The sequence below is a fragment of the Bradyrhizobium sp. P2_E8 genome, assembly GCF_056403875.1.
Map to the genome: position 1 here is coordinate 1 of NZ_JBFUES010000043.1, position 16,290 is coordinate 16,290.

Sequence of the window (16,290 nt, forward strand, 5' to 3'; positions counted from 1 at the left end):
GGCGAAGCATTTCAGGATATCGAACTTGGTGACGATGCCGACCACCTGTCCGTCGTCCTCGACCGGATAGGAGTTGAAATCGTCGCGCTCGAACATCTCGCTGAGTTCGAGCATGTCGAGGTCGCGCCGCACCGTTTTGACATTGCGCGTCATGTAGCCGTCGACGGTCTGCTCAAGAAATCTGTACACGGCGCGTCCTCCTCGAATGGCTTTTGGCCGAACGGCCCTCAGTGCGACAGCAGCACGCTGCGGGCGGATTGCGTGACCAGATACTGGGTGACGCCTCCCAGGATCAGCTCACGAAACCGCGAATGACCATAGGCGCCCGCCACGATCAGGCCGGCTCCGACGTCGCCGGCGATTTTCTCCAATTGCGCGGCGGCGGGTTCGTTCCGCACGGCCTCCGAGACGCGCGCGGTCGCGGTGACGCCGTGGCGCGCGAGCCAGGCGGCAACGTCGGTGACGCCGGCCATCACGACCGAGCGCTCATCGTCGCGCTCAGGAATTGCCGCGATGGTGACGTCCCTCGCCTTGCGCAGCATCGGCAGCGCGTCCGCCACCGCCCGCCGCGCCTCCGGCGTATCCTTCCAGGCCACCAACACGCTGCGCAGATCGAGCCAGTTGGCCCCGTCGGGGACGACGAGAAGCGGGCGACCGGCCTGCATCACCAGATCCTTGGGGCTTGCGAGCGCGAAAGCGTCGGAGAAGACCGAGCTCTGCCCGCCGCTGACGACGATGTCGGCGCAGCGCGCCTGCGCCAGAACGAATCGCGCCGGAAAATCCGTGGCGCTACGCCACTCCACATGTCCGCCGCGATTCCTGGTGGCGGCGCGGAATTGCGCCTCCAGACCGGCCAAGCGCCGCTCGACGGACGCTTCGCTTTCGTCGATCAGCCTCTGGGCCTCGGCGCCGTCGGTGAAATAGAGTGGCGGTGCGAACCGCGCCGCGGCAACCCCGACGATGGCTGCCTCGAATCGCTCGGCGAGCTCGCCCGCGACCTGAAGACGGGCCTCGTTGGACTGATCGAGCGCCAAGCTGACCATCACGGTCGCGTATGTCATCGGGATTCTCCGGAAGGCAATGAACTGCCGGGGAATCTAGCGCTGCCGACGCGAAGCAGGATGAGATAGATCAAACCGCCTTCCACCCGGGGCCACCGGAATTACGCCAATGGAATCAAACATCGGAACTTGCCTCCGGGCCGGGCTTGGGCGAAGTTGCCGGGGTGGTTGCGGCACCCGGGCCGCGGCACGAGAATGGGAGTGACAGCTTGGCGCCGACCCGTGTAACGCAACCGCCGGACGACGGCCGGGGCGAGCATTTCCGGGTCCGGATCGAGGGATTCGGCGTCGGCACCTGGGATCTCGACCTCAAGACCCGGGCGCTGGACTGGTCGGATACCGCGCGAACCCTGCTCGGGATCGCGCAGGATCAGCCGGCCAGCTACGACCTCTTCCTGTCACGCCTCAGGCCCGAGGACCGCGAGCGCGTGGAGAGCGCGGTCAAGCGCGTCTCCGAACGTGGCGGCGGCTTCGACGTGTCCTTCAGGGTCGCCGGCGCCTCCAACGTAGGACGGTGGATTCGCGCCCGGGCCGGACTCATTCGGGACGAAGCCGGCACCGCCCGCCATCTGAGCGGCATCTTTCTCGATATCGACGAGGAGAAGCAGGTCGAGGAAGCGCTGCGTACCCGCGAGAGCCACCTCCGCTCGATCCTCCACACAATTCCCGACGCCATGATCGTCATCGACGGCCACGGCATCATCCAGCTGTTCAGCACGGCCGCCGAGCGCCTGTTCGGCTGGTCCGAGCTCGAGGCGATCGGCCAGAATGTCAACATCCTGATGCCGGAGCCCGACCGCTCCCGGCACGACAGTTACATTTCGCGCTACCGCACCACGAGCGATCCCCACATCATCGGCATCGGACGCATCGTGACCGGCAAGCGCCGCGACGGCACCACCTTCCCGATGCACCTGTCGATCGGCGAGATGCAGTCCGGCGGCGAGCCCTATTTCACCGGCTTCGTCCGCGACCTCACCGAGCACCAGCAGACCCAGGCGCGGCTCCAGGAACTGCAATCCGAGCTCGTCCATGTCTCGCGGCTGAGCGCCATGGGCGAGATGGCGTCCGCGCTCGCGCACGAGCTCAACCAGCCGCTGGCGGCGATCAGCAACTACATGAAGGGCTCGCGGCGGCTGCTTGCCGGCAGCGTTGATCCGAACATGCCGAAGGTCGAAAGCGCGCTGGACCGTGCTGCCGAGCAGGCGCTGCGCGCCGGCCAGATCATCCGGCGCTTGCGCGACTTCGTCGCCCGCGGCGAATCGGAGAAGCGGGTCGAGAGCCTGTCCAAGCTGATCGAGGAGGCTGGCGCGCTCGGGCTCGCCGGCGCGCGCGAGCAGAACGTGCAGCTCCGCTTCAGTCTCGATCCGGGGGCCGATCTCGTTCTCGCCGACCGGGTGCAGATCCAGCAGGTCCTGGTCAACCTGTTCCGCAACGCGCTGGAAGCGATGGCTCAGTCGCCGCGGCGCGAGCTCGTCGTCACCAACACCCCGGTCGCCGACGACATGATCGAGGTCGAAGTGTCCGACACCGGCACCGGTTTCCAGGACGACGTCATTCCGAACCTGTTTCAGACTTTCTTCACCACCAAGGACACCGGCATGGGCGTGGGACTGTCCATCAGCCGCTCGATCATCGAAGCTCACGGCGGGCGCATGTGGGCCGAGAGCAACGCATCGGGCGGAGCGACATTCCGCTTCACCCTCCCGGCAGCCGATGAGACTGATGCATGACGACCAAGGGACATATCTACGTCATCGACGACGACGCGGCGATGCGGGACTCGCTGAACTTCCTGCTGGATTCCGCCGGCTTCGGCGTCACGCTGTTTGACGACGCGCAAGCCTTTCTCGACGCCCTGCCCGGCCTCACCTTTGGCTGCGTCCTCTCCGACGTGCGGATGCCTGGAATCGACGGGATCGAGCTGTTGAAGCGGATGAAGGCGCAGCAGAGCCCGTTCCCGATCCTGATCATGACCGGCCACGGCGACGTGCCGCTCGCGGTCGAGGCGATGAAGTTAGGGGCGGTCGACTTCCTGGAAAAGCCGTTCGAGGACGACCGCCTGACCGTCATGATCGAATCGGCGATCCGCCAGGCCGAGCCGGCCGCCAGGAGCGAGGCCGTCGCGCAGGATATCGCCGCCCGCGTCGCCTCCTTGAGCCCCAGGGAGCGTCAGGTCATGGAAGGGCTGATCGCCGGCCTCTCCAACAAGCTGATCGCCCGCGAGTACGACATCAGCCCGCGCACCATCGAGGTGTACCGGGCCAACGTCATGACCAAGATGCAGGCCAACAGCCTTTCGGAGCTGGTTCGCCTCGCGATGCGCGCCGGCATGCTCAACGATTGAGGCAAGTCAAAGCCCTTGCCGGCTGCTGTGCTAGCCAAGCAGCATGATCGAGGTCAGTTCACATCATGAGCGGCTGCCGTCCCCCGCAAAACCCACCGTCTTTGTGGTCGATGACGATGCCGCCGTCCTGGGATCCCTGCGGTTCCTGCTGGAAACCGACGGCTTTGCCGTGCGGACCTTCAGGAGCGGTACGGCGCTGCTCAATGCCGGCGGCGCGCCCGGGGCCGACTGCTACGTGATCGACTACAAGATGCCCGACATCAACGGAATCGAGCTCGCCGGCCGCCTGCGCAAATCCGACGGCGACACGCCCGTGATCCTGATCACCGGTTATCCGGACGAGAACATCTCGACCCGGGCCGCCGCAGCGGGCGTAAAAGACGTGGTTTTGAAGCCGCTTCTCGATGAAAATCTGGTCAAACGCATCCGCCGAGCCATCCAGGACCGGTCTCGGGCGTGACCTACGGGGTTCTACGTAGGTAGACCCCCTTAAGATATCGCTCGAAATTTTCGAACCTCCCGATACCGCGTACCAATGCGTCATCACAACGGAGATGGCGCAGATGCTGACCGAGACGCTCAACACCCAGACGATCAAGACCCAGATCAACGGCAGCAAGATTGCTCCGCCCCATCATGTGTCCGACCAGTTCGGTGCGATCACGGGCCATGTCGGGCTCGTCGCCACCGAGTTCTCCTATCGCAAGGACGAGGAGATCTATGGCGAGGACGAACCGGCAGAATATGTTTACCAGGTCGTGTCAGGCGCGGTGCGCAGCTACAAGCTCCTCTCCGACGGCCGCCGCCAGATCGGCGCCTTCCATCTTGCCGGCGACGTGTTCGGCCTCGAATCCGGCCCCGCTCACCGTCTTGCCGCCGAGGCCATCATCGACACCACCGTGCGCCTTGTGAAGCGCGCCAGCCTCGAGAAGGCCGCCGGCATCGACGTCCAGGTTGCCCGCAAGCTCTGGGCGATGACCGCCGGCGAGCTTCGCCACGCCGAAGACCACATGCTGCTGCTGGGCCRCAAGACCGCGATGGAGCGTGTCGCGACCTTCCTGCTCGAAATGGACCGTCGCCTCGCCGTCGCCGGCATGATGGCGCTGCCGATGTGCCGCCGCGATATCGGCGATTATCTCGGCCTCACCCTCGAAACCGTGTCGCGCGCGCTGTCGCAGCTTCACACCCAGGGCATTCTCGGCTTCTCCGGCGCGCGCCAGATCGTGCTGCGCAACCGCCAGCGTCTGCACAATCTCGACGCCTGATCTTCTTCCTCCCCACCCACTTGGCCGGCCGAACCCGTTTCGGTTGGCCATTTCTTTTGTGGTTCAGAGCCTGCGCCGGGTCTCCGGCATCACGAGGAGGATCAGCAGGAGCCCCGTCGCAGCAACGCCGGACAGGCCGATGAAGGCGGTGGCGTTGCCGAACTTGTYGCTGACGTAACCGCCGAGCGCCGTGCTCAGCGACGCACCGATGCCGGTCGCGGTGCCGACGATGCCCTGCGCCAGATTGAAGTGACCGCTGCCGAAGGCGACGTCGGCGACGATCAGCGGAATCATCACCGCGAACACCGCCGCGGTGATGCCGTCGAACACCTGAACCGCGACCAGCAGATATGGATCGCGCACGGTCGCGAACAGCAGGCCGCGGATCACCAGCGCACCGAATCCGATCAGCAGCAGCGGCCTGCGGCCCCATGCTTGCGCCTTGCGCCCGACGGTTGGCGACAATAACGCCACGATCGCCTGCGGGACGACGATGCAAAAGGCGACCAGCACCGTCGCCCACTGGCTCGACCGCGCCGTCACCGCGCTCGCCATCAGCGGCATCATCGCGGCGTTTGCCAGCTGCAACAGCAGCACACTGAGCGCGAAGACGATCAGCGGCCGCTGCCGAACCAGGTGCCAGACATTGGTGTCGCCGCGATCCTGCGCCTCGCGCGGCATCTCGCCGTGGCAGCGCGCGATGTCCACCTCCTCCTCGCGGATGCGCGACAGCGCGATCAGGGTGGGGATCGCGAGCAGGAACGTGACGAGGAAGACCGAACGGCTCGACAGCAGATAGCCGGCCGTGCCCATCACGGCGGCAGCAACGCCATTGCCGAGGGAGGCAAACCGCGCGTTGCGGCCGAGCCGCTCACCGATCGCGAGCGGGCCGACGAGGCCGAGGCTGATCGCGGCGATCGCCGGGCCCAGCACGCAGCTTGCCGCCGCATGCAGCGTCGCGGCGGCCACGACCACGGGGAAGATCGGCATGGCGGCATAGGCGAGCGCGCAAAAGCCGATGGTCGCGATGGCAAGGGCGGCGACCAGCCGCTCGGATTTTGCCGCGTCGATGATCGCCCCGCCCGGCATCTGCCCGATCAGGGCGACGATGCCGCCGATCGACAGCACTAGGCCGATCTGGCCCTGCGTCCATTTCTCCGTCGTCAGATAGACCGCGATGAAGGGGCCGAAGCCGGTCTGCACGTCGGCGAGGAAGAAGATGAACCAGTCGAGGCCACGCAGGCTCCGGCGCGACGGCGCCGGAATACCTGCGGCCGACGGCGCGGCAAGGTTGTCCTGCTCAACGCGGCCGGCGCGATCCTCGGCTGCATGGTTCGGCTTTCTCGACAACAGCACCGGCGGCCATCCCTCCCCGCCCCTCACTGAATCGCTTGTAGCGGTTGCAGGCTCCCGGATGCGCCGAGCACCACCATCGGCGTGTCTTCCTTGTATTCCGGCGCGGCCGCGACCTGCGCCTTGGTCAATTCCAGCGTGATGCTGTCCTTCTTGTTGGCGATCTTGCCGAACCGCATCGCGTTCCAGTCCACCACGATCTTGCGGCTGCCGACGCCGAGGAAGCCGCCGAAATCGATCACGGCGGCACGCACATGCCCGCTCCGGTCGACGATGACGTCGACGATGCGGCCCATGTCCTCGTTCGCCGCGCTGAGCACGTCGCGGCCGAGCACACCGTGCGCATCGCTCGCGCCGATGATGGTCACCGATGGCGGCGGTGCGGCATCCTTCGGCGTGACCTGCACCGCCGAGGCCGGCGGCTGTGCCGTCGCCGGCGCGTTCGCTTCGCTCGGGGGCGTACTCGGGGGCGCGGGCTGTTCCTCCGCGGCACGCGATACCGCGACCGTCCATCCCGCGACGATCGCGACGCTCAAGACCAACCATCCGGCGGTACGCATGAACCCTCCTCCCGGCGCGGCGTCAGTGCGCCAGCACGATCGACACCTGGATCTGGCCGCGCGTGCGCAACACCTCCAGCGCCACGTCGTCGCCGTGGCGGCTGACGCGCAGGTCCACGCTGGATTCGCCCAGGCGCAGATCGTGCAGGATGACCTCGTTCAGAAACGCCGGCAGATGCGGATTGCGCAGGCGGATCTCGCCGCGCGCCACGTCGAACTCGATGCCCAGCGCCGCCTCCAGCAGCGTGAACGGCGTCGCGCTGGCCCAGGCCTGCGGCGCGCAGGCGACCGGATAGAGCGTCGGGCCGCGCCGCTTCTCGCGCCGGAAGCCGCAGAACAATTCGGGCAGCCGCCGCAGATCCATGTAGGTCGCGGCGTCGAACAGCCCCTTGAAGACATGCGCCACCGAATGCTTGAGGCCGTAGCGCGCCAGCCCCAGCGCGATCAGCGCGTTGTCGTGGGGCCAGATCGAGCCGTCATGATAGGACATCGGGTTGTAACGCACCTCGCCCTGCGCGACCGTGCGGATGCCCCAGCCCGAGAAGAAATGCGGCCGCATCAGGTCGGCGGCGACGAGACGGGCGCGGTCCTCGCGGATCATGCCGCTGAACAGGATCTGCCCGGCATTCGAGGTCCGCACCTTGCAGGGCCGCTTCTTGCCGTCGAGGGCAAGCGCGTAGGTGCCGAGCTCCTCGCACCAGAATGCCTGCTCGAAACGTTCGGCCAGCGCCTTGGCCTCGGCCTCGAGCTTGCGCACGCGCTCCGGCTTGCCGAGCCGCAGCGCGCAACGCGCAGCAAGCTGCTTGGCCGCATAGACGTAACCCTGGACTTCCGCGAGCGCGATATTGCCCTCGGCGAGCCGGCCGTCGGCATGGAAGATCGCGTCGTAGGAATCCTTCCAGCCCTGATTGGCCAGCCCCTTCTCCGTCGCGCGCTGGTATTCGACGAACCCGTCCTGATCGGGATCACCGGGGCCGTCGATCCAGGCAAGCCCCGCCTCGATCGCGGGCCACAGCTCGATCAACGTGGCCTCGTCGCCGGTGCGCTCGAAATAGCTTCCGGCGAGCAGCACGAACAAGGCCGTGGAATCCACGCTGCCGTAATATTGCGAGAACGGCACCTCGCGCAGCGCCGCCATCTCGCCGCCGCGCATCTCGTGCAGGATCTTTCCGGGCGCGGCATCGGCGAGCGGATCGATCGCCTTCGCCTGGAAATGCGCCAGCCGCCGCAGCACGCCCTTGGCGACCCGCGGGTCGACCCAGAGCATCTGGAGCGCGGTGATCAGCCCGTCGCGGCCGAAGGTCGTCGAGTACCAGGGAATACCGGCATAGGGATAACGGCCCTGCGGCGTCTCCGTCATCAGCATGTTGAGGTCGGCCATGGCCTGGCACAGCACCTCGTTGAAGATGTTGTTGGAGGTCTCGATGCTGGCCGCGCCCATGGTCGACTGGCGCATCTCGCGGCGGTGGGCCAATAGGCCCCTGAAAAAGCGCGCCGGCTTCTCCGCCACCGGCCGGTTGCAGGACGCGGCCACGAACAGCGATTTCGACTCGTGCGGATCCAGCTCGAGCTGCCAGGTGGCGGCGTTGACGGACAGCCGCGTCGGACGCGGGTCGAAATGCAGGCCGGTTGTGCGCTCGACATCGTCGAGGCCGCGATATTCGAACAGGACGTCGGTCGGCCCGAGCAGGCGGCTGGCGCCGGTCCCGCGGTGCGGGCGCCGCTCGCCGCGGACCTCGAACAGATCGGCAAAATCATTGTCGAACAGCAGCGTCAGCTCGAAGCTGGCGCGCCGGTCGCCATGGTTCTGCACGCCGATGCGCTGATAGGCGGTGCCGCGCCACAGGAAGATCGTGCGCACGATGTGCAGCAGGTCCTTTTGCAGCACGAGGCTACCCTGACGGTAGATGTCGGGGTTGGTGAGGTCCACGGTCAGCGCCGAATTGTCGTCGCGCAGGTTGGAGCCGAGCAGCAGGGGCTGGAGATCGTCGAGCACGAGCTCCAGCCGCGCGAGGTAGCGCGTGTCATGGTGAAACAGGCCGTCCGGGCCGCCGGCCGATGCACCGATGTCGCCGTGGCTGTCGAGCACGATGAAGGTATCGTCATGCTTGAGCGAGCGCCGCGGCCGCGCCGACGGCCCCGTCATCGGGATGTAGAACGGCTGCTCCGCGACCTGCTCCACGGTCCGCGCCACGGAGACGAACTTGGTGACGACTTCGGCTGGCATAAGCTGCTCCCCTGCGCCTGTTTCGAAACGCAACCAACGCGAACGCGACTGTCGGTTTACGCGGCGAACTTCGCGAGCCGGCTCATCTCCTGCGTCACCAGTTCACGATAGGGTCCGTGACCCTGCATCAGGCGATCGGGCGCACCGTCCTCGATGATCTTGCCGGCCTTCAGCACCACCACGCGATCGAAATTGCGCAGCGTCGCGAGGCGATGCGCGATCGCGATCACGGTCCGGCCGCGCATCAGGCGCATCAGTGCCTCGCGGATCGCCTCCTCGGACTCGCTGTCGAGCGCCGCGGTGGCCTCGTCCAGCAGCAGGATCGGCGCGTCCTTCAGGAAGGCGCGTGCAATCGCGATGCGCTGGCGCTGGCCGCCGGACATCTTGACACCGCGGTCGCCGACCATGGTGTCGAGGCCGTCCGGCAGGCTATCGATGAAATCGCAGCGCGCCGCGATCGCCGCGCGCAGCACCTCGTCGTCGGTCGCGTTCGGCCGGCCGTAGCGGATGTTCTCACGAATGGAGCGGTGGAACAAGGAAATGTCTTGCGGCACCACGGAGATCGCCTCACGCAGGCTGAGCTGGGTCACCATCGCGATGTCCTGGCCGTCGACGGTGACGCTGCCTTCGTCGACGTCGTAGAAGCGCTGCAGCAGCGTGAACAGCGTCGATTTGCCGCCGCCGGACTGGCCCACCAGGCCGACGCGCTGGCCGGGCTGGAGCCGCAGGCTGAACCGCTCGAAGATCTTCTCGCCGCCGGGATAGCCGAAGGTGACGTTGTTGAACGCGATCGCGGCGCCGCTCCTGACCAGCGGCTCGGCCTCGGGGTGATCGCGCAATTCGTGCGGCACCAGCAGCGTGGCGATCGCCTCGGTCAGCCGCGCGACGTGCTGGGTGACGTCGACCAGCGCAACTGCGAGATCGCGCGTGGCGTTGAGAATGGACAGGCCGAGAGTGCAAACCAGCACGACGTCGCCGGTGGTCGCCTGACCGTCCTGCCAGAGCGTGATCGCCCAGGCCATCAGCGCAATGGTGAGCACGACAGTCACGCCGGCATGCGTGAGCCGCAGCTTCTCCAGATAGCGCAGGCTGCGGCCGCGCGCGGTGAGTTCCCGGTTCACGGTCGCATCGAACCGCTCATGCTCGTGGCTGATGCCGCAGAAAGCGCGGACCAGCGGCATGTTGCTGATGACGTCGATCATCTCGCCGTCGACGACCGCCGCCTTGTCGGCGAAGTCGTCATGCAGCGGCTTGCCGGCCGCGGCCAGATGGAACATCGCGATCACCATGCCGCCCGCGACCACGATCAGGCCGAGCGCCATGTAGGGGCTGACGGTTCCAATCAGCAGGATTGCCGCAATTGTGGCAATGCATGGCGGCAGCACGTTCCAGACGAACATGTTCTCGACCGTGAACACCGCGTTCGATGTTGCCGTGATCCGGCTGGTCAGCATGCCAGGCATACGGTCGGAGAAGTAACTCGGCGCGTGTCCGGTCAGGTGGCGAAAGATGTCGCGGCGCAAATCGCCGGTGACGCGGACGAAGGTAAAGCTCGCCGTCCAGCTCGCGATCCGCCACAGGAAGTTGTCGGCGGCGATCAGCGACATGAGCAGAATGAATGCCAGCCATACGCTGCCGCCATGCGCGGTTCCCGCCGACAGACTGTCGACCAGCGATTTGACGCCATACTGCGTGCCCACGGAGCAGGCAACGGCTGCAACAACAGCGGTCAGGATCACCAGGTGGGAGGCAAGCCGTCGCCGAAGATAGCGCAATACAAAGGCAAATGGTCTGCGCGCGTATCCAGAAAGATGATCCATGTGGCTGTCGCCCCGTAGTGATGATTACAGTTTTTTCTACCAGCCGACTGAACATCGACCGCTTCGTCCCGGTTCCGGGCCAGACGATCACGACATGCGGATGCGGACGATCTGCGAAGAGGAGATGGCAGCATCGAGACAAGACGCGCGACGTGTCGAATATGTAACGTTTGTTGAGAGGAACTTCGCAAGTGCGGGAACGTTCCCTTCCCTGGCATAGCCGGTGCCGCACAGGCTGGGGGTTTTTCAACGTTCATGATCGCAGAGGAGAAGGTGAGATGCGCATCGCGCAGGTAGCTCCGTTGACGGAGGCTGTTCCACCCAAGCTGTATGGCGGCACCGAGCGGGTGGTGCATTGGTTGACGGAAGAGCTGGTGGCCCTGGGACATGACGTGACGCTGTTCGCCAGTGGCGACTCGCAGACGTCGGCGAAGCTGGACGCCCTCTGGCCGCGCGCGCTTCGCCTCGACGGTTCCGTGCGCGACCCCAACGCCCTGCACATGGTGCTGCTGGAGCGTGTGCGGCAGAAATGTGACGACGAGGAGTTCGACTTCCTCCACTTCCATCTCGATTATTATCCGTGGTCGCTGTTCCACCGGCAGCCGACACCGTTCGTGACCACGTTGCACGGCCGGCTCGACCTGCCGGAGCACCAGCCGGTGTTCAACATCTTCTCCAAGATGCCGGTGATCTCGATCTCGAATGCCCAGCGGCGGCCGGTGCCGCAGGCGAACTGGGTGACGACGATCCATCACGGCCTGCCGGAGAACTTGCTGACGCCGAAGCAGACCAAGCAGGAATATCTCGCCGTGCTCGGCCGCATCGCGCCTGAAAAGGGCGTCGACCGCGCCATCAAGATCGCGACCCATTGCGGCATCCCGCTGAAGATCGCGGCCAAGGTCGACCGCGCCGACCAGGATTATTACGACGAGCTGATCCGGCCGATGATCGAGAACAATCCGCTGGTGGACTTCATCGGCGAGATCAGCGATCACGAGAAGTCGGATTTCTTGAGCGGTGCGCTGGGACTTCTGCTGCCGATCGACTGGCCCGAGCCCTTCGGCCTCGTGATGATCGAAGCCATGGCCTGCGGAACGCCGGTCGTCGCCTTCAACCGCGGCTCGGTGCCGGAGATCATCGATGAAGGCCTCACCGGCTTCGTGGTCGAGGACGTCATCAGCGCCGCCGGCGTCATCAAACGCCTTCCGCAATTGGACCGCGCGGCGATCCGCAAGCAGTTCGAGAAGCGGTTCACGGCACGGCGAATGGCACTGGACTATCTCGCCGCCTATCGCAGCCTGACCGAAGCGAAGGCGCCGCGGATCAAGCTGGTGAGCAGCGCGGAGTAGCTGACAAATATCAGATGTCGTCCCGGCGAAGGCCGGGACCCATAACCACAGGAAGCTGTTTGACGAAGACTCGGAGTGACCAGTCTTTATTCACAACTACCTTGCGGGATTATGGGTCCCGGCCTTCGCCGGGACTACGGTTGAGGGGTGCCGCGGCGGAGCTCCCTACCCCACCACCGCCCGCTTCGGCTCCACGATCTCGAACATGCGCGGGAATTCGTCCATCAGGCCCATCAGCTCGGCGAGCTTCATCGGATTGCCTGACAGCGTGATCTTGCCGGCGGCGACCGCCTCCGGAAAGCTCGTGRGCTTCGCGATGACCTCGTCGAGCGTCGCGCGCGCGAGCGTGAAGCTCGCATCGGCGTTTTCCGCCTGCACGCCCTCGCTATAGGTCAGCGCAGAATTCTCCAGGTTGAGCACGAACGTCTCGCCAGTATCCGAAAAACGCCAGTTCAGCACGATTTGCTTTCCTTCCGCCTTGGGGCCGTTGAGGCGGATGCCGAGCACGTCCCAGAGCTGCCCGGTGCGCAGCGCCGCCAGTGTCTCGCGCGGCATCGGCGGGCGCGGCGGGGCCTTCGGCATGCCCTGGCGCAATTCCTGGGCGCCGAACAGATAGGCGTTGCGCCAGGTCGCGCTCTCGGCGGCATAGCCGAGCTGCTCCAGCGTATCGGCCAGCAGGCTACGTGCCGCCGCATTGTCAGGCTCGGCGAAGACGAGATGGCCGAGCGCCTGCGCGACGAAGCGGAATTCGCCCTTGTCAAAATCCGTCCGCGCACGGGCGAGGATCGCGTCGGCGCCGCCCATATACTCGACATACTTCCTGCCCGAGGCCACCGGCGGCAGCGGATCGAGATTGACCGGGTTGGCGTCGTACCAGCCGAGATATTTCTGGTAGATCGCCTTCACATTGTGCCGGATGTGGCCGTAATAGCCGCGGCCGTGCCAGGCGCCCTCCAGGCTCTTCGGCAGCTGGATCGTTTCGGCGATCTCGGCGGCGGTGAGGCCATGGTTCATCAGGCGGATGGTCTGGTCGTGCGCGAACTTGTAGAGATCGCGCTGCTGCCGGATCATGGCGCCGATGCGCTCGCGTCCCCACACCGGCCAGTGATGCTGGCCGCACATCGCCTCCGCCCTGCCGTCCCACAGCTGCAGGGCCTCGCCGAGGTACTTCGACCAGGCCAGCGCATCGCGCACGTCGGCGCCGCGGAACGGCAGCAGATTGTGGAAATTGTGGGTGCAGTTTTCCGCGAGGTTCAGCAGCTTGTAGCGCGGGATGAAGAAGTGCATCTCCGCCGGCGCTTCGCTGTTCGGCGCCATCTGGAATTCGAACTCGACGCCGTCGATGACGCGCCTGTCGCCGGTCGCCATGATCAGGTCGGTCGGACGCAGCAGCGCGACCGAGCCCGCCGCCATCGACTTGCCGAGCCCGCAATCGACCTGCCCGCGCACGCCCTTGGCGAGGAACGGGCCGAACTGATACTGCGCCCGCCGCAGCATTGCAGGCCCCGCGATGATGTTCTCGGAGACGGCATGCTCCATGAACAGGTTCGGCGCGATGATCGGCACGCTGGCCGTGGCGAGCGCGTCCTCCTCCAGCACGCCGCGCGCGCCGCCCCAATGATCGGTGTGGGTATGGGTGAAGATGACGGCGGCCACCGGCTTCGTGCCGCGATACCTGAAGTAGAGATCGAGCGCGGCGCGCGCGCCTTCGATCGAGGTCAGCGTGTCCACGACGATGACGCTGCGCTCGCCCTCGATCAGCGTCATGTTGGCAATGTCGAGCCCGCGCACCTGGTAGACGCCTGGCACCACCTCGAACAGCCCATGCTGCATGTTGAGGCGCGACTGCCGCCACAGGCTGGGATTGACCGTGGGCGGCGCCTGTTCAGTGGAGAGAAAGCCGTAGGGCTCGAGGCTCCAGACCGTGCGCCCCTGCGGGTTGGTGATCGCCGCATTCTCGATCGTGCCGAGAAAGCCGCGCGCGGCATCGTCGAAATCCCGCGTGTCGGAAAACGGCAGCGCATTCAGCATCGCCGTTTGCCGCGCGATGACGGACGGTGTTGCGTCCTTCGGTTCGCGGCTGAGTTCAGTCATTTCGGTTTCCTCCGGCCTGTCGCGCGGCATCTAACCGCATCTCGCGCTCGATTGCCATCATTGGCGGAGGCAGCACAGGCGCCCCCACAGGGGGAGAGCGTGCACCGAATTCGCCACCCTCGCTAATGCATCCCCAGCACCCGCGGCAGCCACAGCGTCAAATCGGGCCAGTAGGTCACGATGACGAGGAAGCCGAGCATGGTGATCAGCCACGGCAGCACCGCAACCGCGAGCTCGGTTATTCGCATTCGCGCGATCATCGAGGCGACATAGAGGTTGAGGCCGACAGGCGGATGGCAGAGGCCGACCTCCATGTTGACGTCCATCACGATGCCGAAATGCACGAGGTCGATGCCGAGCTTCTTGGCCGCCGGTGCCAGGATCGGCGCCATGATCAGGATGATCGAGTTCGGCTCCATGAAGTTGCCGGCGAGCAGCAAGAGGATGTTCACCACCAGCAGGAAGCCGACCCAGCCGAGGTTCTGCGCCGCGATCCAGTCGGCGAGCGTCGCCGGGAGGTTCTCGTTGGAGAGCACGAAGGAGAACAGCACCGCGTTGGTGACGATGTAGAGCAGCATCGCGCTGGTATTGGCGGCGCGGAGCAGCACCCGCGGCACGTCTTTCAGCCCGATGGCCCTGTACACGAACACCGCGATGACGAAGGAGTAGACCGCGGCCATCGCGGCCGCCTCGGTGGCGGTGAACAGGCCGCTGTAGATGCCGCCGATGATGATGACGACCAGCATCAATCCCCAGATGCTCTCGCGGAAGGTGCGGGCGGTCTCGCCCCAGCTCGCCTTCGGCAGGCGCGGATAGTCGCGCTTGCGCGCGAGCCACCAGGTGACGATGCAGAGCATCGTCGTCAGCATGATGCCGGGCAAGAGGCCCGCGACGAAAAGCGCGCCGATCGAGGTATTGGTCGAGACAGCGTAGACGATCTTCGGAATCGACGGCAGCATCAGGATGCCGAGCKAGCCCGCCACCGTGATGATGCCGGCGCCGAAATGCATGGGATAGCCATGCCGGACCATCTCCGGCAGTACGATCGCGCCGATCGCGGCAACGGTCGCGACGCTCGAGCCGCAGACCAGCGCGAACATCGCGCAGGCGACGATGCCGGCGAGGCCAAGACCGCCATGCCAGTGGCCGATCAGCGAGGTCGCGAAATTGATCATGCGGCGCGCGACGCCGCCATGGGTGAGGAAATTGCCGGCGAGGATGAAGAACGGGATCGCCATGATCTCGAAGCCCTCGATGCCCGTGAAGAGCTTCATCGAGACCGCCTCGATCGGCACCGTGGTCAGCGTGAACAGGAACGTCATCACGGTGAGGCCGAGCGCGATCGAGACCGGGATGCCGGTCAGCATCAGCGCGATCAGCAGCGCGAAGACGGTCGCGGCCCGCATCCAGTGCGGCAGCAGCACCACGCCGAACTTCTCGGCGAGGCACATGGCGAAGATCAGGATCGGCGCCAGGATCAGGATGACGCCGAGCGGCGACACTTTTCGCGCGGCGGCTTTGGTCGCGGCGCCAGCGGGCTGCGGATGCAGCGCGGGCGAGACGTCGGCCTCCACGCCTTCGACACGGGTCTCGTCGTGGTGCGGCAGCTCGCCGGTCCAGTAGTAGAACCATGAGACCTGGAGGAAGCGGAAACACATCAGGCCGGAGCCGAGCGGGATCGCCAGATAGACGAACCACATCGGCGCTTCCAGATCGTTGGACTGCTGCCCGGTGTGGAACATCTCCTTCACGAAGGAGGCGCCGAAGGCGGCGATCATGCCGGTGAACAGCGCGCCGCAGAGCAGCGCGAACAGGATCACGTGCTTGCGCGAATGTTCGGGCAGGCGGTTGACGAGCAGGTCGACGCCGACATGGATGCCGGTGCGCACGCCATAGGCCGCGCCGAACTTCGCCATCCAGATGAACATGTAGATGCAGAGTTCCTGCGCCCATGACAGGTCGAGCTCGGACAGGAAGGTGAACACCGTCATCGACAGCGTCGCCAGCCACGTCATCCCGTGCGCGGCCGCCCAGCGCGACAGGACGATCGACTCGCCCGCGCCGTAGCGATGCAGGACCGCGATGAAGATCAGGCCGGTTGCGGCCGCAATGAGCGTCGCGATCAGCCATTCTTCGAGATGATTGAGCGCCTGGTTGAGCACGCGAAGCAAATCAATGTCCCCCTACCGATGCGAAACGGCCGGGAGCGCACAC

Annotated in this window: 13 protein-coding genes and 1 pseudogene; 5 read left to right on the forward strand and 9 right to left on the reverse strand. The window is 65.8% G+C overall.

All coding sequences use genetic code 11. The features are described from left to right. Together AC1D00_RS04240 and AC1D00_RS04245 are read right to left on the reverse strand one after the other, a co-directional pair. On the reverse strand, window positions 1-189 hold a 189-nt coding region (locus tag AC1D00_RS04240; protein WP_477009776.1), incomplete at its 3' end, for a CBS domain-containing protein. A gap of 38 nt (window positions 190-227) precedes the next feature. Beyond that, on the reverse strand, window positions 228-1,061 hold the full coding sequence (locus AC1D00_RS04245) for a universal stress protein (RefSeq protein WP_477009777.1): 834 nt from the start codon (window positions 1,059-1,061) through the stop codon (window positions 228-230). A 209-nt stretch (window positions 1,062-1,270) separates the two neighbouring features. Between AC1D00_RS04245 and fixL the strand changes: the two genes are divergently transcribed. The 4 genes from fixL (at window position 1,271) to AC1D00_RS04265 (ending at window position 4,673) form a co-directional block, all read left to right on the forward strand. After that, a complete protein-coding gene (fixL, locus tag AC1D00_RS04250) occupies window positions 1,271-2,794 on the forward strand; it encodes a sensor protein FixL (RefSeq protein ID WP_477009778.1) in 1,524 nt (507 codons plus the stop codon). Then, window positions 2,791-3,408, forward strand: a complete 618-nt coding sequence (gene fixJ / locus AC1D00_RS04255) for a response regulator FixJ (RefSeq protein WP_477009779.1) — start codon at window positions 2,791-2,793, stop codon at window positions 3,406-3,408. The genes fixL and fixJ overlap by 4 nt, the downstream gene beginning before the upstream one ends. 43 nt (window positions 3,409-3,451) lie before the next feature. Further along, complete coding sequence (locus AC1D00_RS04260; RefSeq protein ID WP_477009780.1) at window positions 3,452-3,868, forward strand: response regulator transcription factor; 417 nt, start codon at window positions 3,452-3,454, stop codon at window positions 3,866-3,868. 103 nt (window positions 3,869-3,971) lie between these two features. Continuing rightward, window positions 3,972-4,673, forward strand: coding sequence for a helix-turn-helix domain-containing protein (locus AC1D00_RS04265; protein ID WP_477009781.1), 702 nt, complete (start codon window positions 3,972-3,974; stop codon window positions 4,671-4,673). Window positions 4,674-4,736: 63 nt separating this feature from the next. Here AC1D00_RS04265 and AC1D00_RS04270 read toward each other — a convergent pair whose 3' ends face one another. The 4 genes from AC1D00_RS04270 to AC1D00_RS04285 are packed head-to-tail and all read right to left on the reverse strand — an operon-like array spanning window position 4,737 to window position 10,633. Beyond that, window positions 4,737-6,029, reverse strand: a complete 1,293-nt coding sequence (locus AC1D00_RS04270; protein ID WP_477009782.1) for an MFS transporter — start codon at window positions 6,027-6,029, stop codon at window positions 4,737-4,739. 23 nt (window positions 6,030-6,052) lie between these two features. After that, a complete protein-coding gene (locus tag AC1D00_RS04275; RefSeq protein WP_167771489.1) occupies window positions 6,053-6,586 on the reverse strand; it encodes a PRC-barrel domain-containing protein in 534 nt (177 codons plus the stop codon). Between the two features lie 22 nt (window positions 6,587-6,608). Then, window positions 6,609-8,813, reverse strand: coding sequence for an amylo-alpha-1,6-glucosidase (locus tag AC1D00_RS04280; protein WP_135178526.1), 2,205 nt, complete (start codon window positions 8,811-8,813; stop codon window positions 6,609-6,611). Between the two features lie 56 nt (window positions 8,814-8,869). Further along, on the reverse strand, window positions 8,870-10,633 hold the full coding sequence (locus tag AC1D00_RS04285; protein WP_404553984.1) for an ABC transporter ATP-binding protein: 1,764 nt from the start codon (window positions 10,631-10,633) through the stop codon (window positions 8,870-8,872). Between the two features lie 278 nt (window positions 10,634-10,911). Here AC1D00_RS04285 and AC1D00_RS04290 point away from each other — a divergent pair, with 278 nt between their 5' ends. After that, window positions 10,912-11,982 (forward strand): glycosyltransferase family 4 protein, encoded by a 1,071-nt coding sequence (locus tag AC1D00_RS04290; protein ID WP_477009783.1) that lies wholly within the window; start codon window positions 10,912-10,914, stop codon window positions 11,980-11,982. 165 nt (window positions 11,983-12,147) lie between these two features. On the opposite strand, the gene AC1D00_RS04295 is transcribed toward AC1D00_RS04290, so the two are convergent. From AC1D00_RS04295 to AC1D00_RS04305, 3 genes and pseudogenes are all read right to left on the reverse strand, one after another. Beyond that, window positions 12,148-14,076: an alkyl/aryl-sulfatase gene (locus AC1D00_RS04295; RefSeq protein WP_477009784.1), complete on the reverse strand. Its 1,929-nt coding sequence runs from the start codon at window positions 14,074-14,076 to the stop codon at window positions 12,148-12,150. A 122-nt stretch (window positions 14,077-14,198) separates the two neighbouring features. Continuing rightward, window positions 14,199-15,482, reverse strand: a complete 1,284-nt coding sequence (locus AC1D00_RS04300; protein ID WP_477009785.1) for a TRAP transporter large permease — start codon at window positions 15,480-15,482, stop codon at window positions 14,199-14,201. Window positions 15,483-15,725: 243 nt separating this feature from the next. Next, window positions 15,726-16,091: pseudogene (locus AC1D00_RS04305) on the reverse strand (TRAP transporter small permease); the annotation flags it as partial. Between the last annotated feature and the right edge of the window lie 199 nt (window positions 16,092-16,290).

Excerpts from the sequence above, each read along its gene's own strand:
- AC1D00_RS04245 (WP_477009777.1), bottom strand. The coding sequence starts at position 1,061 with ATGACATACGCGACCGTGATGGTCAGCTTGGCGCTCGATCAGTCCAAC.
- fixJ (WP_477009779.1), top strand. The coding sequence starts at position 2,791 with ATGACGACCAAGGGACATATCTACGTCATCGACGACGACGCGGCGATG.
- AC1D00_RS04260 (WP_477009780.1), top strand. The coding sequence starts at position 3,452 with ATGATCGAGGTCAGTTCACATCATGAGCGGCTGCCGTCCCCCGCAAAA.
- AC1D00_RS04275 (WP_167771489.1), bottom strand. The coding sequence starts at position 6,586 with ATGCGTACCGCCGGATGGTTGGTCTTGAGCGTCGCGATCGTCGCGGGA.
- AC1D00_RS04280 (WP_135178526.1), bottom strand. The coding sequence starts at position 8,813 with ATGCCAGCCGAAGTCGTCACCAAGTTCGTCTCCGTGGCGCGGACCGTG.
- AC1D00_RS04285 (WP_404553984.1), bottom strand. The coding sequence starts at position 10,633 with ATGGATCATCTTTCTGGATACGCGCGCAGACCATTTGCCTTTGTATTG.
- AC1D00_RS04290 (WP_477009783.1), top strand. The coding sequence starts at position 10,912 with ATGCGCATCGCGCAGGTAGCTCCGTTGACGGAGGCTGTTCCACCCAAG.